The 26318-nt window shown below is 55.0% G+C and carries 21 protein-coding genes; 6 read left to right on the plus strand and 15 right to left on the minus strand.

The genetic code is table 11. The features are described from left to right. Positions 1 to 41 precede the first annotated feature (41 nt). Genes surA through apaH form a run of 5 tightly spaced genes read left to right on the plus strand, consistent with a single transcriptional unit; the run spans position 42 to position 4425 of the window. Positions 42 to 1337: a peptidylprolyl isomerase SurA gene (gene surA / locus F3I44_RS08985; RefSeq protein ID WP_150010865.1), complete on the plus strand. Its 1296-nt coding sequence runs from the start codon at positions 42 to 44 to the stop codon at positions 1335 to 1337. Next, positions 1327 to 2319 carry a 4-hydroxythreonine-4-phosphate dehydrogenase PdxA gene (pdxA, locus tag F3I44_RS08990; RefSeq protein WP_150019379.1) on the plus strand — a complete coding sequence of 331 codons (993 nt, stop codon included), beginning with the start codon at positions 1327 to 1329 and terminating at the stop codon, positions 2317 to 2319. The genes surA and pdxA overlap by 11 nt, the downstream gene beginning before the upstream one ends. Then, positions 2312 to 3133: a 16S rRNA (adenine(1518)-N(6)/adenine(1519)-N(6))-dimethyltransferase RsmA gene (gene rsmA / locus F3I44_RS08995; protein ID WP_150010869.1), complete on the plus strand. Its 822-nt coding sequence runs from the start codon at positions 2312 to 2314 to the stop codon at positions 3131 to 3133. The genes pdxA and rsmA overlap by 8 nt, the downstream gene beginning before the upstream one ends. 3 nt (positions 3134 to 3136) lie before the next feature. After that, positions 3137 to 3514: a Co2+/Mg2+ efflux protein ApaG gene (gene apaG, locus F3I44_RS09000; RefSeq protein ID WP_150010871.1), complete on the plus strand. Its 378-nt coding sequence runs from the start codon at positions 3137 to 3139 to the stop codon at positions 3512 to 3514. Between the two features lie 53 nt (positions 3515 to 3567). Then, positions 3568 to 4425 carry a bis(5'-nucleosyl)-tetraphosphatase (symmetrical) ApaH gene (gene apaH, locus F3I44_RS09005; RefSeq protein ID WP_150010873.1) on the plus strand — a complete coding sequence of 286 codons (858 nt, stop codon included), beginning with the start codon at positions 3568 to 3570 and terminating at the stop codon, positions 4423 to 4425. A gap of 34 nt (positions 4426 to 4459) precedes the next feature. On the opposite strand, the gene F3I44_RS09010 is transcribed toward apaH, so the two are convergent. The 11 genes from F3I44_RS09010 to ribF form a co-directional block, all read right to left on the minus strand. Then, complete coding sequence (locus tag F3I44_RS09010; protein WP_150010875.1) at positions 4460 to 6343, minus strand: PhoX family phosphatase; 1884 nt, start codon at positions 6341 to 6343, stop codon at positions 4460 to 4462. A gap of 90 nt (positions 6344 to 6433) precedes the next feature. Next, complete coding sequence (gene folA / locus F3I44_RS09015; RefSeq protein ID WP_013356735.1) at positions 6434 to 6916, minus strand: type 3 dihydrofolate reductase; 483 nt, start codon at positions 6914 to 6916, stop codon at positions 6434 to 6436. Positions 6917 to 7150: 234 nt separating this feature from the next. Next, entirely contained in the window at positions 7151 to 8290 is a 1140-nt protein-coding gene (locus F3I44_RS09020; RefSeq protein ID WP_150010877.1) for a porin, read from the minus strand. A gap of 252 nt (positions 8291 to 8542) precedes the next feature. Next, on the minus strand, positions 8543 to 11770 hold the full coding sequence (gene carB, locus F3I44_RS09025; RefSeq protein WP_013356733.1) for a carbamoyl-phosphate synthase large subunit: 3228 nt from the start codon (positions 11768 to 11770) through the stop codon (positions 8543 to 8545). Positions 11771 to 11784: 14 nt separating this feature from the next. Then, positions 11785 to 12933 carry a glutamine-hydrolyzing carbamoyl-phosphate synthase small subunit gene (gene carA, locus F3I44_RS09030; RefSeq protein WP_033731511.1) on the minus strand — a complete coding sequence of 383 codons (1149 nt, stop codon included), beginning with the start codon at positions 12931 to 12933 and terminating at the stop codon, positions 11785 to 11787. Positions 12934 to 13402: 469 nt separating this feature from the next. Next, positions 13403 to 14218, minus strand: a complete 816-nt coding sequence (gene dapB / locus F3I44_RS09035) for a 4-hydroxy-tetrahydrodipicolinate reductase (protein ID WP_150010879.1) — start codon at positions 14216 to 14218, stop codon at positions 13403 to 13405. A gap of 222 nt (positions 14219 to 14440) precedes the next feature. Further along, complete coding sequence (gene ispH / locus F3I44_RS09040) at positions 14441 to 15394, minus strand: 4-hydroxy-3-methylbut-2-enyl diphosphate reductase (protein ID WP_150010881.1); 954 nt, start codon at positions 15392 to 15394, stop codon at positions 14441 to 14443. Further along, positions 15375 to 15845 (minus strand): FKBP-type peptidyl-prolyl cis-trans isomerase, encoded by a 471-nt coding sequence (gene fkpB, locus F3I44_RS09045; protein WP_150010883.1) that lies wholly within the window; start codon positions 15843 to 15845, stop codon positions 15375 to 15377. Before fkpB ends, ispH begins: the two co-directional genes overlap by 20 nt. 3 nt (positions 15846 to 15848) lie before the next feature. Beyond that, a complete protein-coding gene (gene lspA, locus F3I44_RS09050) occupies positions 15849 to 16355 on the minus strand; it encodes a signal peptidase II (RefSeq protein WP_150010885.1) in 507 nt (168 codons plus the stop codon). Continuing rightward, positions 16355 to 19171: an isoleucine--tRNA ligase gene (ileS, locus tag F3I44_RS09055; protein WP_150019380.1), complete on the minus strand. Its 2817-nt coding sequence runs from the start codon at positions 19169 to 19171 to the stop codon at positions 16355 to 16357. Before ileS ends, lspA begins: the two co-directional genes overlap by 1 nt. 29 nt (positions 19172 to 19200) lie before the next feature. Continuing rightward, a complete protein-coding gene (ribF, locus tag F3I44_RS09060; protein ID WP_150010889.1) occupies positions 19201 to 20130 on the minus strand; it encodes a bifunctional riboflavin kinase/FAD synthetase in 930 nt (309 codons plus the stop codon). A gap of 306 nt (positions 20131 to 20436) precedes the next feature. Here ribF and rpsT point away from each other — a divergent pair, with 306 nt between their 5' ends. Continuing rightward, positions 20437 to 20700, plus strand: coding sequence for a 30S ribosomal protein S20 (gene rpsT, locus F3I44_RS09065; protein WP_008925553.1), 264 nt, complete (start codon positions 20437 to 20439; stop codon positions 20698 to 20700). 36 nt (positions 20701 to 20736) lie between these two features. On the opposite strand, the gene nhaR is transcribed toward rpsT, so the two are convergent. From nhaR to dnaK, 4 genes are all read right to left on the minus strand, one after another. Then, positions 20737 to 21645 (minus strand): transcriptional activator NhaR, encoded by a 909-nt coding sequence (gene nhaR / locus F3I44_RS09070; protein WP_150010891.1) that lies wholly within the window; start codon positions 21643 to 21645, stop codon positions 20737 to 20739. 31 nt (positions 21646 to 21676) lie between these two features. Beyond that, entirely contained in the window at positions 21677 to 22855 is a 1179-nt protein-coding gene (gene nhaA / locus F3I44_RS09075) for a Na+/H+ antiporter NhaA (protein ID WP_150010893.1), read from the minus strand. A 206-nt stretch (positions 22856 to 23061) separates the two neighbouring features. Then, positions 23062 to 24207 (minus strand): molecular chaperone DnaJ, encoded by a 1146-nt coding sequence (gene dnaJ, locus F3I44_RS09080; RefSeq protein ID WP_135910149.1) that lies wholly within the window; start codon positions 24205 to 24207, stop codon positions 23062 to 23064. A 104-nt stretch (positions 24208 to 24311) separates the two neighbouring features. After that, positions 24312 to 26222, minus strand: a complete 1911-nt coding sequence (gene dnaK, locus F3I44_RS09085; RefSeq protein WP_150010895.1) for a molecular chaperone DnaK — start codon at positions 26220 to 26222, stop codon at positions 24312 to 24314. Between the last annotated feature and the right edge of the window lie 96 nt (positions 26223 to 26318).

Consider the following 26318-nt stretch of genomic DNA (forward strand, 5'->3'; position numbering starts at 1 on the left):
GACAGGCAATCCCGCAGTGCGGAACCAACAATGGATAAAGTATGAAGAACTGGAGAATGCTGATTCTTGGTGTGGCAATCAGTGCCAACACCGCGTTCGCAGCACCACAAGTCGTTGATAAAGTTGCAGCCGTGGTCAATAACGGCGTGGTTCTTGAGAGTGACGTGGACGGCATGATGGGCACGGTTAAATCTCAGGCCCAGCAGGCAGGCCAGCAGTTGCCGGATGATAAAACGTTGCGCCATCAGATTCTGGAACGTCAGATCATGGACAACATCATTCTGCAGATGGGTGAAAAAGCAGGGATCCAGATCAGCGACGAGCAACTGGACCAGGCGATTCAGAACATCGCTGCGCAGAACCGCATGAGCCTTGATCAGCTGCGCAGCCGTCTGGCTTATGACGGCATGAACTACAGCGTTTATCGTTCTCAGATCCGTAAAGAGATGACCATTGCTGAAGTGCGCAATAACGAAGTGCGTCGTCGCGTCACCATTCTGCCGCAGGAAGTCGATACGCTGGCTGCTCAGATCGGCTCTCAGAACAGTCAGGGCACCGAACTGAACGTCAGCCATATTCTGCTGCCGCTGCCGGAAAACCCGACACAGCAGCAGGTTGATGAGCAGGAAACGCTGGCGAAACAGCTGGTTGGCGAGCTGAAAAATGGCGCTGACTTCGGCAAGATGGCCGTAACCTACTCTGCTGACTCTCAGGCGCTGAAAGGCGGCAATATGGGCTGGGGTAAAATCGAAGAGTTACCAACCCTGTTTGCGCAGGCGCTGGCGACCGCGAAAAAAGGCGATATTGTCGGCCCCGTTCGCTCAGGTGTCGGTTTCCATATCCTGAAAGTGAACGACCTGCGTGGCGAGAGCAAAAATGTCTCTGTCACCGAAGTGCATTCGCGTCACATTCTGCTGAAGCCATCGCCGATTCTAACGGATGAACAGGCACGCGCGCAGCTGGAACAGATCGCAGCTGACATCCGCAGCGGCAAAACCACTTTCGCCGCGGCGGCCAAACAGTACTCTGATGATCCGGGTTCGGCGAACCAGGGTGGCGATCTCGGCTGGACCTCTCCGGAAGTCTTTGATCCGGCGTTTCGTGACGCACTGCTGCGCCTGAAGAAAGGTCAGACGAGTCAGCCGGTCCACTCCTCTTTCGGCTGGCATCTGATTCAGTTGCTGGATACCCGTCAGGTGGATAAAACCGATGCAGCCCAGAAAGAGCGTGCTTACCGTATGCTGTTTAACCGTAAGTTCGCAGAAGAAGCACAGACCTGGATGCAGGAACAACGCGCCAGTGCCTACGTGAAGATTCTGGATGGCAATGCGCAGTAACGCCCGTGTAGTGATCACCCCCGGCGAACCTGCCGGGATTGGTCCCGATCTTACCGTTCAGCTGGCCCAGCAGTCGTGGCCGGTTGAACTGGTCGTCTGCGCCTCACCTGCCCTGTTGCAGCAGCGTGCGGCAAAACTCGGTTTACCGCTGACCCTGCGTCCCTATCAGCCTGGCGTGGCAGCATTGCCACAGCAGGCGGGTACACTGACTATCCTGCCTGTTGAAACGGCAGAGACGGTCACGCCCGGCGAGCTCTGCGTCGCCAACAGCGACTATGTATTGGCTACGCTGGCACGCGCCTGTGACGGTTGTCTCGACGGTGAATTTGCTGCCCTGATAACCGGCCCGGTACATAAAGGTGTTATTAATGATGCCGGTATTGCCTTCACCGGCCATACCGAATTCTTCGCCGATCGCGCAGGTGGCCATCGCGTAGTCATGATGCTGGCGACAGAAGCGTTGCGCGTCGCACTGGCGACTACGCATCTGCCGCTGAAAGATGTCCCCGCTGCGGTAACCCGCGACTGTCTGCATGAAGTGATCACGATTCTGCATCGCGATCTGCAGCAGAAATTTGCCATTGCCGAGCCGCATATTTACGTCTGTGGTCTTAACCCTCATGCGGGTGAAAGCGGCCATATGGGACGTGAAGAGATCGACACCATCACGCCGGCACTCAATGAACTGCGTCAGCAGGGCATTAAACTGACCGGCCCACTGCCTGCGGATACGCTGTTCCAGCCTAAATATCTGCAACATGCCGATGCGGTGCTGGCGATGTATCACGACCAGGGCCTGCCGGTACTGAAGTTTCAGGGGTTTGGCCGCGCGGTAAATATTACCCTGGGCCTGCCCTTTATCCGGATCTCCGTTGACCACGGCACCGCGCTTGAACTCGCCGGGCTGGGTCAGGCGGAACCGGGCAGCTTTATCACGGCGCTTAACCTCGCCATCACTATGATCAAGAGCAGTAATGAATAATCGCGTCCATCAGGGGCACTACGCCCGTAAACGTTTCGGGCAGAACTTCCTGAACGATCAGTACATTATCGACAGCATTGTCTCCGCCATTCATCCCCAGCGCGATGAAGCGCTGGTGGAGATCGGCCCTGGCCTCGGTGCCTTAACCGAGCCGGTGGGCGAACGCCTCGATAGCTTAACGGTGGTGGAGCTGGACCGCGATCTCGCGGCGCGTCTGCAAACGCATCCGTTCCTTGGCCCGAAACTGACCATCTTCCAGCAGGATGCCATGACCTTCGACTTCGCCGCGCTGGCGCAGGAGAGAGGCCAGCCGCTGCGGGTATTTGGTAACCTGCCTTACAATATTTCGACCCCGCTGATGTTCCACCTTTTCAGCTATACTGGTTCGATCAAAGATATGCACTTCATGCTGCAGAAAGAGGTGGTCAACCGTCTGGTTGCCGGTCCGGGCAGTAAAGCATATGGCCGTCTGACGGTGATGGCGCAATATTACTGCCAGGTTATTCCTGTGCTGGAAGTGCCGCCACACGCCTTCACGCCGCCACCGAAAGTGGACTCGGCCGTAGTGCGTCTGGTGCCCTTTGCCGAGCCGCCGCATCCGGTCAGCGACGTGCGTATCCTGAGCCGTATCACGACAGAAGCCTTTGGTCAGCGCCGTAAAACATTGCGCAACAGCCTGAGCCACATGGTGGCTGCCGGTGCACTGGAAGAGTTATCCATAGATCCAACCCTGCGTGCCGAGAACGTCTCTGTCGCGCAATATTGTCAGCTGGCAAACTGGCTGGCTAATCATCAGGGAAAATCGCAGGAGTAAGTCATGAGTGAAACGGCCCGCGTCTCCGTCCATGTGCAAAGCCAGTACGTTGCCTCACAATCCTCACCGGATGAGGATCGCTACGTCTTCGCCTATACCATTACGATACGCAATCTGGGCCGTTCCGCTGTGCAACTGCTGGGACGTTACTGGCTGATTACCAACGGTAACGGCCGCGAAACGGAAGTTCAGGGCGAAGGCGTGGTCGGTGAACAGCCGTTTATTGCGCCTGGTAATGAATTTCAGTACACCAGCGGTGCGGTGATCGAAACGCCGATGGGCACCATGCAGGGACATTACGTGATGGTCGACGATCAGGGCGATACCTTCCACGTCGAGATCCCGGTGTTCCGCCTCGCCATTCAGACCCACATTCACTGATTTTCACGCCTTTTGCCCGATACGTCGGGCACATTCCCGATGGATAAAACGTTATGAGCACATACCTGATTGGCGACGTCCATGGTTGCTACGATGAATTACGTGCCTTGCTGCAGCAGGTCGATTTCAATCCCGAGCAGGATACGCTGTGGCTGACCGGCGACCTGGTGGCGCGCGGTCCTGGCTCACTGGAGGTCCTGCGCTATGTGAAGTCACTGGGCGACGCCGTGCGCCTGGTGCTGGGCAACCACGATTTACATCTGCTGGCAGTCTATGCCGGGATCAGCCGTAACAAGCCTAAAGATCGTCTCACCACCCTGCTGGAAGCGGACGATGCAGACGAGCTGATCAACTGGCTGCGCCGCCAGCCGCTGTTACAGGTTGATGAAGAGAAAAAACTGGTGATGGGCCACGCCGGTATCACGCCGCAGTGGGATATTGAGACTGCGAAAAAGTGTGCACGTGAAGTTGAAGCGGTGCTCGCCAGCGACAGCTATCCGCTGTTCCTGGATGCCATGTATGGCGACATGCCGAACAACTGGAGTGAAGATCTGACTGGCCTGGCGCGTCTGCGCTTCAGCACCAATGCCTTTACCCGTATGCGTTACTGCTTCCCCAACGGCCAGCTGGACATGATCTGTAAAGATGCCCCTGAATCCGCCCTTCCGCCGCTGAAACCCTGGTTTAACATTGAGGGACCGGTCGCACGTGACTACACCATCGTGTTTGGTCACTGGGCTTCACTGGAAGGCAAAGGTACGCCAGAGGGGATTATCGGACTGGATACCGGCTGCTGCTGGGGCGGCGCGCTGACCCTGCTGCATTGGGAAGAGCAGCGCTATGTGGTTCAGCCCTCTAACCGCGAGAAAGCGCTCGACTCCAGCGACAGTCTGGCACCGCCTGCCTTATAACGGCGATGCTGGCCAGTCAGGCCAGCATCCTGTTTTATGCACCGATAATGCCGCCATCTTCGCGGGTGATCATGATCACCGACGAGCGTGGACGCGGGCTGTTATTGGGGAAGTGTGAGTCACCCTCTTCACCGGGATGCTGCACATTCACGAATAGCGTTTTGTAGTCGGGCGTGAAGGTAATACCGGTAAGCTCGCACGATTTGGGGCCGACCATAAACCGGCGGATCTCCCCACTGCCAGGATCCCCCACCAGCATCTGATTATTCCCCTGCCCCTGATAATCCTCTTTGTTACTGTACTTGCCATCGGTCAGGATCCACAAGCGCCCCTGCGCATCAAATCCCAGGCCATCCGGACTGTTGAAGGTGTTCTCCGCCGTGATATTAGGTGTGCCGCGATAGATCCCCTCGGGATGCGCTATCGGGTTGCCGCACAACGCATAGATATCCCACTCAAAGGTCTGTGCCGTAGCATCGCCCTTCTCATCCCAGCGGATAATCTGACCGTAGATATTTTTGGGCCGCGGATTCGCCGCATTGACCGGCATGCCCTCATTGCCGCGCTTATTGTTGTTGGTCAGCGTGCAATAGGCACGGCCATCGTGCGGGTTAACGGCAATCCACTCGGGCCGGTCCATCCGCGTGGCGTTAACCACGTCGGCCGCAGCACGCGCATTGATCAGGACATCTGCCTGGCTGTTAAACCCCTTTTCCGGGGTGAGTCCATTTTCACCCCACTTCAGTGGCAGCCAGCGCCCGGTGCCTTTCAGCGGTGTACCCTGCGCATCGCCGTTGAACTGCGCCACATAGAGCGTGCCTTTATCCAGCAATCCCTGACTGGCTTTGGCATCATCCGGGATGACTTTGTCGTCGGAGACATATTTATAGATATATTCGCCGCGCTCATCGTCGCCCATGTAAACCACCAGTTGCCCGGTTTTCGCGACCGTCACAGCCGCGTTCTCGTGCTTAAAGCGGCCCAGCGCGGTACGTTTGACCGGCACGGCGTGAGGATCAAAGGGATCGATCTCGACAATCCAGCCGTGGCGATTAAATTCGTTGGGATTTTTCGCGATATCGAAGCGGGGATCAAAGTCAGACCAGTTGCGCTCCGGCTCGGCAGCATTCAGGGTGTAACGCTTCTGCTGTGGGGTCGGGGTAAAGTCTGCCTGATGAGTGCCAAAATAGGTGTCGTAGTTCTCTTCACAGGTGAGATAAGTGCCCCACGGCGTTTTACCGTTGGCGCAGTTACCAAAGGTGCCCAGGACATGCATTCCCTGCGGGTCGGCGGCGGTCTTCAGCGCGTTATCACCTGCGGCCGGGCCGGAAAACCGCATAGGCGTATTGGCAGTAATGCGGCGGTTGTAGTCAGAAGGACGTACTACCTGCCAGCGATTATCGTCGCCCCGCTTCACTTCAACGATGGAGACGCCGTGTGCCGCCTGTGACTTCTTCACATCTTCCAGGCTGGTCGCTTTGCTGCCGCCGTGGGCAAATAGCGTCGGCTCGTTCACGTATTCATTGTTAATCGCCATCACGCCTCGCTGGTCATCGATCGCGAAAAAGCTCATCCCATCGTTGTTGTCACCGAACTGCTTTTCCTGATCTTCCGCGCTATTGTTGCCGTGCGGATCAAACGCGGCCGCGCCATTCACCAGCGGATCCCCCCAGGAGATCAACACATCTGCACGATAGCCCGGTGCGACCACAACCTCATCGGCGGTTGACGCGGCAATCGCCTGAAAGCCCAGCAGCAGACTGCCCGCGGGCTTCTCCTGCGCCAGTACGCTTCCGGAAAGCGTGAGGCTGCCGCTGAGAAAGCCGGTCAGCCCGATCGCGCCGGAACCGGCAAGAAATTTACGGCGATGTGGATCACGAAGGCGGTCAGTGCTTAAGGCGGAGAGTTCGGTTTTCATTGTTGATTGCTTCCTTTATGACGATCCCAGAAAAGAAGCAATGCTAATAAATAGAGATGACAGCCAGGTTACAGCCAGGCGGGAAGAGGATTAACGGCGACGGTCGAGGATCTCAAAACAGTAGCTGTGAGAGTTCTGCTCATCTGCGTCGTGGAACTCGCTGAACGTGGACTGCCATTCGTCCGGCTCGTAATCCGGGAACTGCGTATCACCTTCTACTTCCGCATCAATGTGCGTCAGATAGAGACGATCGGCACGCTTAAGCATCTGCTCATAGACACGTCCACCGCCAATCACCATGATCTCTTCTGCATCACCGGCTGCCTGTAACGCCTCATCCAGCGACGTAACCCAGGTCACGCCTTCTGTGGTGCCTGGCTTACTGCTGACAACGATGTTCAGTCGGCCAGGTAACGGACGGCCAATGGATTCAAAGGTCAGTCGCCCCATAATCACCGGTTTCTTCAGCGTATTGCGCTTGAACCACGCCAGATCTGCAGGCAGGTCCCACGGCATGGCGTTCTCCATTCCAATAATGCGATCTGCTGCTAATGCCGCGATAAGACTAATCATGTTAACCACTCACTGAAAAAAATTGGCGCCATGATACGTAAAGGTGAAACTTTCGTCGATAGGAGGGAAGGTCTATTTGCGTAAAGCTTTTCATGACACCGTTTTTCGCGGCCTGTGCAGCGTTTTTCACCGCGTAATCGCGTCAGTTTGCCGCAGCACGCCAGCGATTTGCCTCAGGCTGGCACAAAAAGCGTGCGTAAAAGAAAACGGCTCCCGAAGGAGCCGTCAGAGTTATCAGAAGTCGTAGCGCAGACGCACCAGATTCATATCACCCAGGTTATCGGTGCTGGAGGTAAAGACATGTTCGTAATCAACACGGAAACCGTAGTCGAGGAACAGCGTCACACCCAGACCGTTGTCGATGCGCTGGTAATCACGGCCAGTCGCATACTCAATGCGGTCACCCATGACATAAGGCTGGACGGCTTTCAGACCGTACTGCGCCACCGGGATCTTGTAACCGGCGAAATATTCAATGCCCCATGCATCGCCAGCAAAGTAATCATGCACATCTTTGCGTTTGGTGGTCATGAAGTTCTGATACCAGCCACCACCGGCTGACAGCGTCCAGTTGCCTGGTGTCCAGCTCAGTGCGGTACCGTAGATGTTCTGGTCGTAATCGCGGCTGTCGCCGTTGTTCGGATTACGCATCGCCGCGCGGGTGTAGTTCCACGCCGTGCCCCAGCTCAAATCCTCAGTGATGTGGTAATCCACGCCCAGTGAGCCGCCGCCTTTACGCTTATAGCGCAGGCCATTGCCTGGCAGATACTCGTTATCTTCGAACAGATAAGAAGCGTAGATATCCGCGTCGCCGAAGCTGTTTTTGTACTTCAGCTGCTTACGTGAACGGTAAGATCCGTCGTAGTCGCCATTAATACCGTTGCCCGGGGCCTGGCCGACCATATCGTAATCCCAGATATCGGTTTTCGCGCCTACGGTGTCATAGTAAACGCTGTTCTGCTGACCGAAGGTCAGCTGGCCCCAGGTCTTGCTTTTCAGACCGGTGTAAAGCTGGCGACGCGTAGTGTTATTGGCACCATCGGCATAGTGACGATCCCAGCTGAAGACCGCCGGAATATTCACGCCCAGCTCGTAATAGCTGGTCCAGCTCACGTCATCAAACAGGTAGTAGTCAGCGCCAAAACGGAAACGGGTGCCACCATCAAAACCGTCGCGCTTGTAAGATTTGTCATCCACGCCGGTCTGATGATTGACCTGAGCACGGATGCTGCCGCCAACATTCAGGGTAAGGCGGCTAAGTGGATCGCCTGCCTGCGGATCCTGTTTTAACAGGGTAATTTCCGCCTGGCTGGCGAAAGGAAGAGTAACCATCAGTGCAGCCACTGCACTCAGAGAAAAAGTACGCATTTTCATTTTTTATTTATGTCCTGATACGCTCCAGTGATGAGCGGCAGGCATAGTACTGGCGAAAAATCCGTACAGGAAGTGTTTATCTTATAAATTTGTGCGAATCGGCGTCATTCGCACCTAAAGCTAAAAAATTAAGCCAAATCAGTCACTTTAACGCAAACTCCAGCCTATCACTGGACCTGACTTTCGGATTATCGCCAGAGAAGTGGCAAAAAAAACGGCTCCCGGAGGAGCCGTTTTTCACACAACATTACCTTACATCGCCTTTATCTGGGCATGCATCTCCTGAACGGAGATAACCTGTTCCGTCGGGTCAGCATTCAGCGCCATCGCAGTCGCGAAGCCACCGTTCAGCGTGGTATCGTAGTGCACTTTATACTGCAGTGCGCTGCGGCGAATCAGCTTCGAATCTTCAATCGCCTGACGACCTGCCGTAGTATTGACGATGTAGCTATACTCGCCATTCTTCAGGCGGTCCTGAATGTGTGGACGACCTTCATGTACCTTGTTAACCAGGCGCGGATTGATGCCCGCTTCGCCCAGCACCACTGCCGTGCCGTGAGTTGCATCCAGTTCAAAACCAAACTTCTGCAGCTTCGCGGCCAGGTCGACGATACGTTTCTTGTCGCCTTCACGCACCGACAGCAGCGCACGGCCCGACTTCTTCATGTTGCTCTGTGCACCCAGCATCGCTTTGGAGAATGCCTCAGCGAACGTGCGGCCCACGCCCATGACTTCACCGGTAGAGCGCATTTCCGGGCCCAGAATCGGGTCAACGCCCTGGAACTTGTTGAATGGCAGCACCACTTCTTTAACTGAGTAGTAAGGCGGGATCACCTCTTCCGTCACGCCCTGCTCTGCCAGTGTTTTACCTGCCATCACGCGTGCAGCCACTTTCGCCAGCGGTACACCAGTCGCTTTAGAGACGAACGGAACGGTACGCGCCGCACGTGGGTTCACTTCGATCAGATAGACTTCGTTGTCTTTCACCGCGAACTGGACGTTCATCAGGCCACGAACGTTCAGCTCAAACGCCAGTTTCTCAACCTGCTGGCGCATCACGTTCTGAATCTCCTGATTCAGCGTGTAGGCCGGCAGTGAACAGGCGGAGTCACCGGAGTGAACACCAGCCTGCTCGATATGTTCCATAATGCCGCCAATCAGCACCCGCTCACCGTCGCAAATCGCATCCACATCGACTTCAACCGCATCATCCAGGAAGCGATCAAGCAGTACCGGCGCATCGTTGGAAACGGAGACTGCCGTCTGGAAGTAGCGTCTTAGGTCGATCTCGTCGTAAACGATCTCCATGGCACGGCCACCCAGTACATAAGAAGGACGCACCACCAGCGGATAACCCAGGCCAGCGGCTTTCTCGACTGCCTGCTCCAGCGTCGCGACCGTGGCGTTAGCCGGTTGCTTCAGTTTCAGGCGATCAACCGCCTGCTGGAAACGCTCACGGTCTTCGGCACGGTCAATGGAATCCGGGCTGGTGCCGATAACCGGTACGCCTGCGGCTTCCAGCGCACGCGCCAGTTTCAGCGGGGTCTGACCGCCATACTGTACGATGACGCCTTTTGGCTGCTCAATGCGGACAATCTCCAGCACGTCTTCCAGCGTGACCGGCTCAAAGTAGAGGCGGTCAGAGGTGTCGTAATCGGTCGAGACCGTTTCCGGGTTACAGTTCACCATAATGGTCTGGTAACCATCTTCACGCAGCGCCAGAGCGGCATGAACACAGCAGTAGTCGAATTCGATACCCTGACCGATACGGTTTGGTCCACCACCCAGAATCATGATTTTTTCGCGATCCGGACTCGGGTTGGCTTCGCACTCCTCCTCATAGGTGGAGTACATGTAAGCGGTATCCGTCGCGAACTCGGCAGCACAGGTATCGACACGCTTATAAACCGGGTGCAGGTTAAACTGCTGACGCAGCTTGCGGATTTCGCTCTCAGCCACACCTGCCAGCGTCGCCAGTCGCGCATCGGCAAAGCCTTTGCGCTTCAGGGTACGCAGGAACGTGGCATCCAGGCTATTCACCCCTTCGCTTGCCACCTGATCTTCCAGCCGTACCAGCTCTTCAATCTGCACCAGGAACCAGCGGTCAATGTTGGTCAGGTTGAACACACCATCAACCGACATGCCAGCGCGGAAAGCGTCCGCGATGTACCAGATGCGGTCTGAACCGGCATCTTTCAGCTCGCGGCGGATGCGGGTTAACGCTTCCGGATCGTCGAGGTGCACTTTCGGGTCAAAACCGTTAGCGCCCACTTCCAGGCCGCGCAGCGCTTTCTGCATGGATTCCTGGAATGTGCGGCCAATTGCCATCACTTCACCCACCGACTTCATCTGCGTAGTCAGGCGATCGTTGGCACCGGCAAATTTCTCAAAGTTGAAACGTGGGATCTTGGTGACAACGTAGTCGATTGACGGCTCAAACGAGGCCGGTGTTAAACCACCAGTGATATCGTTCATCAGCTCGTCGAGCGTGTAGCCGACCGCCAGTTTGGCCGCCACTTTCGCAATCGGGAAGCCAGTCGCTTTTGACGCCAGCGCCGAGGAGCGCGACACGCGTGGGTTCATCTCAATGACAATCAGGCGACCATCTTTCGGGTTAACGGAGAACTGCACGTTGGAGCCGCCGGTTTCAACACCGATTTCACGCAGTACCGCCAGCGAGGCGTTACGCATGATCTGATACTCTTTGTCGGTCAGCGTCTGGGCAGGTGCGACCGTGATGGAGTCACCCGTGTGGATCCCCATCGCGTCGAAGTTTTCAATGGAGCAGACGATGATGCAGTTGTCGTTCTTATCGCGCACGACTTCCATTTCATACTCTTTCCAGCCAATCAGCGACTCATCAATCAGCAGCTCATTGGTTGGTGAGAGATCGAGACCGCGTTCGCAAATCTCTTCAAACTCTTCGCGGTTATAGGCGATGCCGCCACCCGTGCCGCCCATGGTAAAGGAGGGACGGATGATGCACGGGAAGCCAACATCTTCTGCCACGGCCAGCGCTTCTTCCATGGTGTGCGCAATACCGGAGCGGGCGGTATCCAGACCGATGCTTTTCATTGCCACGTCGAAACGACGGCGATCTTCCGCTTTGTCGATGGCATCAGCGGTCGCGCCAATCATGGTGACGCCAAACTCTTCCAGCACGCCATGACGCTCCAGCTCCAGCGCGCAGTTTAGCGCCGTCTGACCGCCCATTGTGGGCAGAACCGCGTCCGGGCGCTCTTTTTCGATGATTTTGCGCACCACTTCCCAGTGAATCGGCTCAATGTAGGTTGCATCGGCCATTTCGGGGTCGGTCATAATCGTCGCCGGGTTAGAGTTCACCAGAATAACGCGGTAGCCCTCTTCACGCAGCGCCTTACACGCCTGCGCACCGGAATAGTCAAATTCGCAGGCCTGGCCGATCACAATCGGACCGGCACCAAGAATCAGGATGGATTTTAGGTCTGTACGTTTTGGCATGAATTAGCTCCTGATTACTTCGCTTGCAGACGGAATGCGTCAATCAATTCAATAAAGTGGTCAAACAGCGGCGCAGCATCACCCGGTCCCGGACTGGCTTCCGGATGCCCCTGGAAGCTGAATGCAGGCTTGTCAGTGCGATGAATGCCCTGCACGGTTTTATCGAACAGCGAAATGTGGGTCACACGCAGATTCGCGGGCAGATTGTTCTCATCAACCGCAAAACCGTGGTTCTGTGCGGTGATCATGACGCGATTGTTTTCGAGATCTTTCACCGGATGGTTGCCGCCGTGGTGGCCGAGTTTCATCTTCACGGTCTTAGCACCGCTGGCCAGCGCCAGCAACTGGTGGCCCAGGCAGATACCGAACACCGGGATCTCGGTTTTCAGGAAGGCCTGAATGGCGCTGATAGCGTAGTCGCACGGTTCCGGGTCACCCGGACCGTTGGAGAGGAAAATGCCATCCGGATTCAGTTTCAGGACCTCTTCGGCAGGTGTCTGTGCCGGAACCACGGTCAGACGGCAGCCGCGATCGACCAGCATGCGCAGGATATTGCGCTTAGCACCGTAGTCGTAAGCCACTACATGGTAAGGCAGCGACTCCGCAGCAGCCTGCTCTGGCAGACCTGCGTCCAGCGTCCAGCTGCCCTGCTGCCAGCTGTAAGTCTCCGTGGTGCAGACCTCTTTCGCCAGGTCCATTCCTTTCAGTCCCGGGAACGCCTGGGCTTTTTGCAGCGCCAGCGCAGCATCCGGATTGTCGCCGGCAATAATGCAGCCATTCTGCGCCCCCTTCTCACGCAGCAAGCGCGTCAGCTTGCGGGTATCAATATCGGCAATCGCCACGATGTTGTTGCGCTGCAGGTAAGCAGATAAGCCTTCTTCGCTACGGAAGTTGCTGGCAATCAGTGGCAGGTCACGAATAACCAGGCCCTGCGCATGAATCTGGCTGGATTCTTCGTCGGCGGCATTGGCACCGACATTACCGATATGGGGATAAGTGAGAGTGACGATTTGGCGGGAATAGGAAGGATCAGTGAGGATTTCTTGATAACCGGTCATTGAAGTGTTGAAAACGACTTCTCCCACTGCCGATCCTGTTGCCCCGATGGCCCGACCGTGGAATTGGGTTCCGTCTTCCAGAACCAGGATTGCTGACTTGATCAAAACATCCTCCAGGGAATAAACAGTCAATATATCTGCATATTAATTCAAAATAGCCGCCTGAATCAATGCAAAAACCGCCTGAATTGTCGATTTTTGGCAAATTGCGCGCATTCTAATGATCGCCCTGGTCATTGTCTACCCTGTTGCGGGATTTTTTAATGATTATCTGCCTTATGAGGGAAAAATCAGGCATAAGCGGTAAAAAGAGGATAAAACCTGGCGGAATAATCGTTTGCCATGCAGCCTAAAAACGAAACCAGCGCAGCAGGGCCTTTATTTTTGACCAAATGGTCAAAAATGGCGTTTAGCCGGGCTGACAAAACCAAAAAACCAATACAAATAAGCATCAGATAGGTATTTTACATCAGAACACTATTTTTAAGATAAAATTAAGGGCAATGATAACATTGCCCCTTTTCAATCAATCAATTAACGATTGAAATAACCACATCACGATGGCTCACAACACTTACAACATCGACAAATTCAGCACATCACGCATGTCATAAAGACCTGATTTCTTATCCTTCAGCCATAAAGCTGATTTAACTGCGCCATTTGCAAAGGTCATACGGCTTGAAGCCTTGTGGGTAATCTCTACCCGCTCGCCAATATCTGCAAACATCGCTGTATGTTCACCGACGATGTCACCTGCGCGCACCGTCGCAAAACCGATAGTCTGTGGCTGACGTTCACCCGTATGGCCTTCACGCGTATAGACTGCATGCTCATCCAGTTTCCACTGCATCGCGTCGGCTATTGCCTCCCCCATCGCCAGCGCGGTGCCAGACGGCGCATCTACTTTATGGCGGTGGTGTGCTTCAACGATCTCAATGTCCGCGTACTCGCCCATCACTTTTGCGGCCTTCTCCAGCAGCTTCAGCACCAGGTTAACCCCCACACTGAAGTTCGCGGCGAATACGATAGCGATATCTTCTGCCGCCGTGCGAATGGCCGCCTTGCCTGCCTCATCAAAACCGGTCGTGCCAATGACCATCGCTTTACCCTGCTCACGGCAGATGGCCATATACTCCAGCGTGCCCTCCGGGCGGGTGAAGTCGATTAGCACATCAAAGTCGTTTATCACCGTGCGTAAATCGTCAGCGATGAGAATGCCGTTCTTGCCGATGCCCGCTAATTCACCCGCGTCGCTGCCGGTCAGCGATGAACCCGGGCGTGCCAGAGCTGCACCCAGTTCTACGCCCTCTGCCTGCTGCGTCGCCTTAATCAGATTACGGCCCATTCGGCCCGGCGCGCCCACAATAGCAATCCGGATAGTGTTCATATTTATTCATTCCTAAAACAAAACTATGCATCCAAAGCGTCATCAGGTTAACGACGAGTTAACAGTCACGCCACTATTAATCAGTGATAATAAGAATTTTATGCCAGCCGCCTGTGATTATCAGTAAAAGCAATCACCACCACAAACATTGGCGTTTTAGTCAGACCAGAAAAACAAAAAAGGCCGAACAGAGTCGGCCTTTTTATCAGTTATATCTATGAGTTAATGCACGTTGCGTACTTCGACACGCAGCTCTTTAGGCACTTCGAAGACGATATTTTCTTCACGACCAATCAGCTCAATCGCCGCTTCGCCACCCAGCTCACGCAGCCGCTGGATCACCTGCTGCACCAGAATATCGGGGGCTGAGGCACCCGCGGTAACGCCGATGCAGGCCACGCCTTTTACCCACTCTTCCTGAATATCATCCGCAGAGTCGATCAGCTTCGCAAGTTTACCGGCACGCTGTGCCAGCTCGGCCAGACGGTTAGAGTTCGAGGAGTTCTTCGACCCCACCACCAGCACCACTTCTGCATCTTTCGCCAGAGTGCGAACGGCTTCCTGACGGTTAGTGGTGGCGTAGCAGATATCATCTTTACGCGGCCCGATGATTGCCGGGAAACGCTGACGCAGGGCATCAATGATGTCAGAGGTGTCATCCACCGACAGCGTGGTCTGCGTCATGAAGCTCAGATTGTTTTCGTCTTTGACGGTCAGTCTGAAGACATCTTCCGGGGACTCCACCAGATACATGCCACCATTGGGGTTGTTGTACTGCCCCATGGTGCCCTCGACTTCCGGATGCCCCGCATGACCAATCAGTATTGCTTCCACGCCCTTACGGCTGGCACGCGCCACTTCCATATGCACTTTGGTCACCAGCGGACAGGTAGCGTCGAACAGCATGGTCAGATTGCGCGCTTTGGCTTCGGCACGCACCGCCTGTGAAACACCATGCGCAGAGAAGATCAGAATCGCGTCATCCGGCACTTCACTGATCTCTTCAATGAAGATAGCACCGCGCTCACGCAGGCTGTTCACCACGTAGCGGTTATGCACCACTTCGTGGCGGACGTAGATGGGCGCGCCATACATCTCCAGCGCGCGCTCAACAATACTGATGGCGCGATCAACGCCAGCGCAGAAACCGCGCGGATTAGCTAACAGGATTTGCATCGTTCGCCTCCAGTGCCGGATCGATTTCCAGCACCTCTACATCAAACTGAATACGACGACCTGCCAGCGGGTGGTTGAAATCCACGGTGATAGAATCACCGGAGACTTCACGGATCACGCCTGGCATTTCACTGCCGCCCATGCCACTGAACAGCATGATGGCACCCACTTCCGGTTCACCTGCGTCGATAAAGTCCCGACGCGAGAAATACTGAATCAGGTCAGGACTGACGCCACCAAAGGCATCTTCCGGTGCCAGAGTGAACTGTTTGGTTTCACCCGCTTTCAGCCCCAGCAGTGCCTGCTCAAGTGCTGCAGAGAGGCTGCCATCACCGAGACGGAACAGCGCGGGCTTGCCGTTTGCACGGGTCGATTCCGCCGTCGAGCCATCTTCCAGCTTCAGCGTAAAATGCACCAACACCGCGCTTTCGCGCTGTACGGACTCAGTCATCACTTACCCTTTCTGTTTAGCCTGTTTGCCGTTCGGGCTGAAAAAGCCCTCCAGCACCACCAATGCCGCACCAATACAGATGCCGCAGTCAGCGATATTAAATGTAGCGAAGTGCCAGTTACCGACATAAAAATCGATAAAATCGACCACAAAGCCATGGTATGAGCGGTCAAACAGATTGCCTACCGCGCCGCCGATAATCAGGGCATAGGCAATGTTCGCGATCTTCTGGCTGGCATGATTACGGTACATCATCACGACCAGTGAGATCACGATAGCCAATGCGATGCCCGCAAAGAACCAGCGCTGCCAGCCACCTTTGTCAGCCAGGAAACTGAACGCCGCGCCGTAGTTGTGCGCGTAGAACAGATTCAGGTAGGGCATCAGTGGCTGGGTTTCATGCAGCATCATGTTGTTCATCACCCACTGCTTGCTGGCGAAGTCGACAACAATCACCACCAGCACCAGCCACAGCCAGCGCAATCCGGTTGATAAAATAGGTTTACGCATCAGGCAAATTCACGCTGTTCGCCGTCACCGGCTACGTTACTGTAACAACGACCACAGACCTCAGCATGCTCAGGATTCTGTCCGACGTCAGTAGTGTAATGCCAGCAGCGCTGACATTTCTCGCCTTCCGCCTTGTGCAGCGCGATTTTCAGACCTTTCAGTAGTTCACTCTGCTGCGCTTCGTCGTTCGCCAGGTCGTAATCCGCCACCTGTGCGCCAGAGGTCAGCAGCACAAAGCGCAGTTCATTGCCCAACGCCTGGAGTTTTGCGGCCAGCTCCGGATCGGCATAGAGCGTCACCGTCGCTTCCAGTGCACCACCGATACGTTTATCCGCACGCGCCTGCTCGATCACCTTGTTCACTTCGCCACGCACTTTCAGCAGCTCAGCCCAATAGGCGTCATTCAGCGCTTCATCTTCCGCCAGGCCAAACAGACCCTGATACCACTCTTCGGTGAAGACATACTGCGCACGTTCGCCTGGCAGATAGCCCCAAATCTCATCCGCCGTAAAGGACATGATTGGTGCCATCCAGCGCACCAGCGCTTCGACGATATGCCACAGTGCGGTCTGGCAGCTGCGACGTGCAAGGCCATCGCCTTTCGCGGTGTACTGACGATCCTTGATGATGTCGAGATAGAAGCTGCCCATCTCAATCGAGCAGAACTGCATCAGACGCTGGATCACTTCATGGAAATCGTAGTTCTCATAGGAGGCGACGATATCGGCCTGTGCAGCCTGTGCGCGACCCACTGCCCAGCGATCCACTACGACCATCTCTTCCGGTTTCACCAGATCGGTGGCCGGGTTGAAGCCGCTGAGGTTAGCCAGCAGGAAACGCGCGGTGTTACGGATACGACGGTAGGCATCGGCAGAGCGCTTGAGGATCTCATCGGAAACCGCCATTTCGCCCGAGTAGTCGGTTGAGGCCACCCACAGACGCAGAATATCAGCGCCCAGCTTGTTCATTACATCCTGCGGCGCAACGGTGTTGCCGATCGACTTCGACATCTTGCGGCCCTGACCATCCACGGTGAAACCGTGCGTCAGTACCTGACGATATGGCGCTTTGCCTTTCATCGCCGTAGAGATCATCAGCGAGGACATAAACCAGCCGCGATGCTGATCGGAGCCTTCCAGATAGAGGTCTGGTGCATGTCCGCCAAATTCAGGACGCGCATCCACCACGGAATAGCTGGTAGAACCGGAGTCAAACCAGACATCCAGCGTATCCGGCACTTTAACGTAATGATCGGCGTCGTCGCCCATCAGTTCGCGCGGATCAAGATCCCACCAGGCCTGTATGCCTTCCTGCTCAACGCGCTGCGCCACTTTCTCCATCAGCGCCAGCGTGTCCGGGTGCAGCTCTTCGCTCTCTTTGTGAACGAACAGCGCCATCGGCACGCCCCAGGTACGCTGACGTGAGATACACCAGTCGGGACGGTTCGCCACCATGGATTCGATACGCGCCTGGCCCCAGTCTGGGATCCATTGCACGCCTTTGATCTCTTTCAGCGACTGCGCACGCAGGCCTTTCTGATCCATGCTGATGAACCACTGTGGCGTGGCACGGAAGATGATCGGCGTTTTGTGACGCCAGCAGTGCGGGTAGCTGTGCAGCAGTTTCTCAACATGCAGCAGCGCGCCTTTCTCTTTCAGCAGCTCAACGATCATGTCGTTGGCTTTAAAGACGTTAATCCCATCCAGCGTCGGATACGTGCCTGGCAGATAGGTGCCATCCGGTCCGACCGGATTTGCCGTTTCGATGCCATATTTCTGACCGATGACGTAGTCATCCGGACCGTGGCCTGGTGCGGTGTGAACTGCACCGGTACCCGCGTCAAGCGTTACGTGATCGCCCAGCACCACCAGCGACTTCAGCGCCAGGAACGGATGCTGGAATTTCTGCAGCTCCAGCGCAGCGCCTTTGCATTCGCCCAGTACCTGCCATTCGCTGACACCGGCGCGTTTCATGACGCTCTCAACCAGCTCTTTCGCCAGGATCAGGGCACGGCCCTCGATCTGGATCAACTGGTACTCAAATTCAGGATGCAGAGAGATGGCGCGGTTAGCCGGTAATGTCCACGGCGTCGTTGTCCAGATCACCAGTGAGATTGGGCCATTGACCTGTGATACACCAAATGCCTGACGCACCGCGTCGGCATCGATGGCGTTGAACATCACATCAATTGACGGAGAGGTTTTGTCGTAATACTCGACTTCCGCTTCTGCTAAGGCTGAGCGGCAATCCAGACACCAGTGCACCGGCTTCGCGCCTTTATGCAAGTGGCCGTTGCCGATGATTTTACCCAGCGCACGGATGATATTGGCTTCGGTGCCAAAATCCATAGTCAGGTAAGGACGATCCCAGTCGCCCAGCACGCCCAGACGGATAAAGTCTGCCTTCTGGCCTTCAACCTGTTCAGCTGCGTACTTGCGGCACGCGGCACGGAATTCTGCGGCGGTGACTTTCTCGCCTGGCTTGCCGATCATCTGCTCAACTTTGTGTTCAATTGGCAGACCGTGACAGTCCCAGCCCGGCACATACGGCGAGTCATAACCCGCCATGCCTTTCGACTTCACGATAATGTCTTTCAGAATCTTGTTAACAGAGTGACCAATATGAATGCTGCCGTTCGCATACGGAGGGCCATCATGCAGGATAAAGGTTTTTTTCCCTTTTTTGGCTTCGCGGATGATGCCGTACAGGTTGTCGGCATACCAGCGTTGCAACATTCCCGGTTCGCGTTTGGCCAGATCGCCACGCATCGGGAATCCCGTTTCCGGCAAATTCAGGGTAGATTTATAGTCACTCATCAGATTCTCGATTCCGTTTTTCGCTCAGGTTAAAGCAGCCCAAAGAACTGCCGGGCCGTTACCACATCGTTCGCAATTTGTTCTTTCAACGCCTCCAGTGAGGCAAAGCGCTGCTCGTTTCGTATTTTCTGTTTCAGCACCACATCAATGTGACGACCATAGAGATCCATATTGATGTCGAGCAGGTGAACTTCAAGCTGCTGGCGTAAACCTTTTACGGTCGGACGGGTACCGATATTGGCGACACCCGGCAGTGGCTCAGGCGTCAGCCCCTGCACCTCCACCGCATAGACCCCTTTCACCGGTGAGACGCTGCGGCGTAAAGGAAGGTTCGCAGTGGGGAAACCCAGCGTGCGTCCCAGTGCATCACCGTGCACGACGCGGCCGGAAATGGTGAAAGGATGACCTAACAGCGACTGCGCCAGCGCTAAATCATCTGCGGCCAGCGCCTGACGCACGGCTGTGCTGCTGATTCGCTTCCCGCCGTCACAGAAGGTTTCGGTGCTCACGACCTCAAAACCATACTCCGCACCTGCTTTCTGTAATAACAGGAAATCCCCCTGGCGACCAGCGCCGAAGCGGAAATCATCGCCGACTGCGAGGTACTTTACGTCCAGCTTGTCGACCAGCAGGTCACTGATAAAACGCTGGGCGGACAGCGCTGCAAAGCGACGGTCAAACCGCACACACAGCACTTTATCGACGCCGGCTTCCGCCATGTAGCGCAATTTTTCACGCAGGCGCGTCAGGCGTGCCGGGGCTTTATCACCGGCAAACAGCTCCAGCGGCTGTGGCTCAAACACCATGACCACGACCGGCAGATGACGCTTACGTCCCTCTTCACACAGCCGGGACATCAGCGCCTGATGCCCGCGGTGTACGCCATCGAAATTACCAATGGTCAGAACGCAGCCGCGATGCTGCTCGTTAAGATTATGAATACCGCGGATAAACTTCATGGCTGGCCCAAACCGGTGGAAATCGGCGGATTATACCCTTGAAAGCGACTCAGGTTAACCCGTCAGCACGCCTTTCATGCTTCAGGCGCTGCATTTCCTGTTGCAGATGCGTCTGTTAAGAATTTTGTCGCGAAATACTGTATTCAGTGAGGGGAAGCTGGTAGAATCTTGCGCCATCAAATACGTAACCGAGTGCTGCTCACAGAGCGACGCTTATTTGCACAAATCCATTGACAAAATCAGGTTAGAAGGGCATAGTCCTCGGCCTTTGATTTGTCTCTATAGAACACATTTGGGAGTTGGACCTTGGCTAATATCAAATCAGCTAAGAAACGCGCCGTAACATCTGAGAAACGCCGCAAGCACAACGCTAGCCGCCGCTCAATGATGCGTACCTTCGTTAAGAAAGTATACGCGGCGATCGCTTCAGGCGACAAAGCTGCTGCGCAGAACGCATTCAATGAAATGCAACCACTCGTGGATCGTCAGGCCGCTAAAGGTCTGATCCACAAAAACAAAGCTGCACGTTATAAATCAAACCTGACTGCACAGATCAACAAACTGGCTTAATCGCCCGTTGTTCATCGCTTTGTTGAAAAAGCCGGCTTACGCCGGTTTTTTTTCGTCTGTACTCTGGTGAGGGAAGAGTGCGCTGAAGTCAGCCTGACAGAGACGCTGCACCGCCGGATGCTGAATCATCCGCTCGGAGAAGAGTATGTGATACTCCTCTGAAACGGCATCAAGCCGAGCAACTTCATAAATCCCCTCCTGCTGACAACCGTCCAGCGCTGCTGCTACAAAAATTGCCTTCTGACGCGCACCAAATGCGTGCATCAGCGCCGCATCATCAAACTCACCCAGAATCTCCACCTGCAGCCCCTGAGTCGTGATCCAGTTAAGGATTCTACGCCCCAGCATTGAGCGGCGACCCGGAATGAGGAGTGGGTATGTCTCCAGACAGCCCGGAAAAGAGTAATCGGTAATCGGCTGAGCGGACCAGAAACTGATCGGGCACTCCCCCAGCTTTACCGAAAACAGCCCTTCCTGCTGGGTGGGATCGATGGAGCAGTCAGAAATAATCATATCCAGCTTATGCTGACTGAGTTGCTCCAGCAGCATTTCGTGGGTCGATTCAAAACAGCGCAGATGGATTTTCTCCTCTGCCGCCACCGCCGTCTCCAGCACCTTGCTGACCCGTTGCTTTGAGAGGGCATCTGCCACCCCCACATCCAGCAGCAGATGAGACTCTTTGCGGTAGTTAACGATATCCAGCATCTCCTGACCCAGCATAAACATGCGGTCAGCGTAGCGGAACACCAACTGCCCCAGTTCAGTCGGCACCAGACCTCTTCCCTGACGCCGGAACAGCTTACCCTGCAGGCGCTCTTCCAGCACCTTAATCTGCCCGGTAATGGTCTGAGGCGTCAGTGAGAGCGCTTCAGCTGCACCCGCTATCGAGCCCGCGCGACAGGCGTGCCAGAAATAGTAAAGATGATTGTAATTAATGTGACTCATTGAAAAGAAGGAGGCTTTCGCCTCCTCTCCATTACCGCAATTTGATCCGCAACAGGGTGTATCCAATCACGGCGGATAGCAGAGAACCGGTCAGAATTCCCAGTTTAGAAAACGTCACCAGCTGCTCATGGGCTGCGTCAAAGGCCAGTGAACTGATGAATATCGACATCGTGAAGCCGATACCACACAGTACGCCGATCGCCATGATATCGCGGATAGTGGTGCCAGCAGGTAATACCGCCAGCTTTAACCTGACTGCCAGCCAGCAGAACAGGGTTATGCCCAATGGTTTACCGATTAACAGGCCAAAGATGATGCCTGACGGTTCAGGCGAAAGGATATTGCTCAGCGTAATACCCGCGAGCGAAATACCAGCATTGGCGAAGGCAAACAGTGGCAGAATCAGCCAGTTCACCCATGGCATCAGGCCGTGTGCCAGATGCTCCGATGGCGAATGCCCCTCTCGCTTTTCCAGCGGCACAAAGAAGCCCACGATAACACCGGCCAGCGTTGCATGGACGCCCGACTTAAGCACGGCGGTCCAGAGCACAATGCCAACCAGAATATAGATGGAGATTTTACGGACGTTAAAGTAATTCAGCAGGGCCAGCACCAAAATCGCCGCTGCCGCCACGCCCAGAGAGAGCACCGACAGACCGCTGGTATAGAACAGGGCGATAATCACAATCGCCCCCAGGTCATCGATAATCGCCAGTGCCATCAGAAAAACTTTCAGCGCAGCAGGAACACGGCTGCCGAGCAGGGCCAGTACGCCCAGTGCAAAAGCGATATCCGTTGCCGTGGGAATGGCCCAGCCATTGCGGGCAATCTCATCACCATGGTTGAAAGCCAGGAAGATAAGGGCAGGCAGCGCCATGCCACCTAATGCTGCGATGACAGGAAAGATCGCTTTTTCGCGGCTTGCCAGTTCGCCGACCATCAGCTCACGCTTTACTTCCAGTCCTATCAGCAGGAAAAACAGCGCCATCAGCGCATCGTTTATCCATAACAGCAGATTTTTGCTGATATCCAGCGCACCAAAGCGGATCTGAACAGGTTCATTTAGCAACGCCTGGTAGCCACCGGCGGTCTCAGCTGTATTGGCGAGAATCATGGCCGCCACTGCCGCCAGAATGAGTATCATGCCGTTACTGGCGTCACTTTCAATGAAGCTCTTGAAGAGGTTTCTGAGTTTACGAGGCTTATTCAACGTTTATCTTCCTGATCGGCGATAGAAAGTGAATAAGTGTAACGACTCACATAGATCGTTAAAAGCAGCTTATACCAGGCCTTTACTTCGCTTTTACCGAGCCGTTGCTGGAGACAGGCACTCCCGCCTGCTATACAGTCTGTATGCGTAACGGCTTATAAACGGCAAAAAAAACGGAGCCTGAGGCTCCGTTTATCCCTTACCCTTTAGCGGGTGAGATCATCAAAGAATTTTTTCACACCGTCGAAGAAGCTCTTGGAGCGCGGGCTGTTGTGCTCACCGCTTGGGCCGCCAAAACTCTCTTCGAGTTCACGCAACAGCGCCTTCTGTTTCTCATTCAGGCTGACCGGTGTCTCCACCACGACACGACATAACAGGTCGCCGACTGCGCCGCCACGTACTGATTTGACGCCACGTCCGCGCATGCGGAACAGCTTGCCGGTCTGGGTTTCTGACGGCACTTTCAGCTTCACGCGACCATCCAGTGTCGGCACTTCAATCTCGCCGCCCAGCGCCGCCATCGCAAAGTTGATTGGCACTTCGCAGTAGAGATTGTTCTCTTCACGCTCGAAGATCGGGTGTTTCTTCACCGATACCTGGACGTAGAGATCGCCGGCTGGTGCGCCCTGCTCACCGGCTTCACCTTCACCACTCAGACGAATACGGTCACCGGTGTCCACCCCAGCCGGGATTTTCACTGACAGCGTCTTCGACTTCTCAACGCGGCCATGACCATGACAGGCATTGCACGGGTCTTTAATCACCGAGCCGCGACCATGACAGGTCGGACAGGCCTGCTGTACGGTGAAGAAGCCCTGGCGCATCTGCACCTGGCCTGCTCCATGACAGGTTGAACAGGTTTGTGGCTGCGTTCCCGCTTTCGCGCCGCTGCCGTGGCAGACATCACACTCTTCCAGGGTTGGAATGCGGATCTCTTTGGTCACGCCGCGTACCGCTTCTTCCAGCGACAGCTCCATGTTGTAGCGTAAATCGGCGCCACGTGAGGCGCGCTGACGGCGTCCACCACCAAAGATGTCACCGAATACGTCGCCAAAGATATCGCTGAAGTCTGCACCGCCGCCGCCAAAGCCGCCGCCGCCGAATCCACCGCCACCCATGCCACCCTGTTCAAAGGCTGCATGACCATACTGATCGTAGGCCGCACGCTTCTGCGCATCGGTCAGGATTTCGTAGGCTTCCTTGACCTCTTTGAATTTAGCTTCGGCTTCTTTGTCACCGGGATTGCGGTCCGGGTGAAATTTCATTGCCAGGCGTTTATAAGCCTTTTTGATTTCACGCTCGTCCGCGGATTTGGCGACGCCTAAAATCTCGTAGTAATCACTCTTCGCCATGTTTTTTTAGCCCTTAACATGATCGCACGGGCGTGGAGAGATCTCCTACGCCCGTGCTGGTTTCAACGGCTGTCAGGCCAACCGTCGCGCCCGGTCAGGGGCAATTATTTCTTGTTGTCTTTCACTTCTTCGAATTCAGCATCGACAACGTCGTCATCTTTCTTCGCTGACGCGTCACCGGCATCCGCTGCACCCGCCTGAGACTGCTGTGCTGCTTCCATCAGTTTGCCAGACACTTCCATCAGCGCCTGCATTTTGGCGTCGATTTCCGCTTTGTCTTCGCCTTTCAGCGCAGTTTCCAGCGCGGTCAGAGCGGCTTCGATTGGCGCTTTGTCATCAGCTGACAGTTTGTCGCCTGCTTCGTCCAGCTGCTTACGCGTGCTGTGGGCAATCTGGTCACCCTGGTTGCGCGTCTGTACCAGCTCTTCGAACTTGCGGTCCGATTCAGCGTTCGCTTCTGCATCACGCACCATTTTCTGGATCTCTTCATCGCTCAGGCCTGAAGAGGCTTTGATGGTGATCTTCTGCTCTTTACCGCTGTTCTTGTCTTTCGCCGATACATGCAGGATACCATCCGCATCGATGTCGAAGGTGACTTCGATCTGTGGCATACCGCGTGGCGCATTCTGGATACCGTCGAGGTTGAACTGACCCAGTGACTTGTTGTCATTGGCGCGTTTACGCTCACCCTGCAGCACATGAATGGTCACCGCTGACTGGTTATCTTCAGCCGTCGAGAAGACCTGGCTGTGCTTGGTTGGGATGGTGGTGTTCTTGCTGATCAGCGACGTCATCACGCCACCCATGGTTTCGATACCCAGTGACAGTGGGGTTACGTCCAGCAGCAGCACGTCTTTCACGTCGCCACCCAGTACACCACCCTGAACCGCAGCACCAACGGCAACAGCTTCGTCCGGGTTCACGTCTTTACGTGGCTCTTTGCCGAAGAATTCAGTTACTTTTGCCTGAACCAGTGGCATACGAGTCTGACCACCGACCAGGATAACGTCGTTGATGTCTGATACAGACAGGCCCGCATCCTGCAGCGCAACTTTCAGAGGCGCGATTGAGCGTGCAACCAGATCTTCAACCAGTGACTCCAGTTTAGAGCGGGTCACTTTGATGTTCAGGTGCTTAGGACCGGTCGCATCTGCCGTAATGTATGGCAGGTTAACGTCGGTCTGCTGTGCAGAAGAAAGTTCGATTTTCGCTTTCTCTGCCGCTTCTTTCAGACGCTGCATCGCCAGTGGATCATTGTGCAGATCGATGCCCTGGTCTTTCTTGAATTCAGCAACCAGATAGTTAATCAGGCGGCTGTCGAAGTCTTCACCACCCAGGTGGGTGTCACCGTTGGTTGCCAGAACTTCAAAGGTCTTTTCGCCGTCAACTTCGTCGATCTCAATGATTGAGATATCGAAGGTACCGCCACCCAGGTCATAAACCGCGATGGTGCGGTTGCCCTGGCCTTTGTCCAGACCGTATGCCAGTGCTGCAGCAGTCGGTTCGTTAATGATACGTTTGACTTCCAGACCCGCGATACGGCCGGCATCTTTGGTCGCCTGACGCTGCGCATCGTTGAAGTAGGCCGGTACGGTAATAACCGCTTCGGTCACTGGCTCACCGAGGTAATCTTCGGCGGTCTTTTTCATTTTTTTCAGCACTTCAGCAGAGATCTGCGGTGGTGCCATTCTCTGGCCTTTCACTTCCAGCCATGCGTCGCCATTGTCAGCGCCGGTGATTTTGTACGGCATGATTTTAATATCACGCTGCACTTCTTCGTCCTGGAAGCGACGACCGATCAGACGCTTAATTGCGAACAGGGTATTCTGCGGGTTGGTCACTGCCTGACGTTTAGCCGGTTGACCGACCAGAATTTCGCCATCCTGTGTATACGCAATAATTGAAGGCGTGGTGCGATCGCCCTCGGCATTTTCCAGCACGCGTGCTTTAGTGCCATCCATGATCGCAACACAAGAGTTGGTTGTACCCAGGTCAATACCAATAATCTTACCCATCTAAACATCTCCCACTTAAATTCGTTGCCAATTTGGGTTGTGAACCTTTTATGTGGGCGGGTTGTTTGCATTCAACCTGCCAGCACATGCTTTTTT

The organism is Pantoea sp. F_5, from assembly GCF_008631595.1.
Taxonomy (GTDB): Bacteria; Pseudomonadota; Gammaproteobacteria; order Enterobacterales; family Enterobacteriaceae; genus Pantoea; species Pantoea gossypiicola.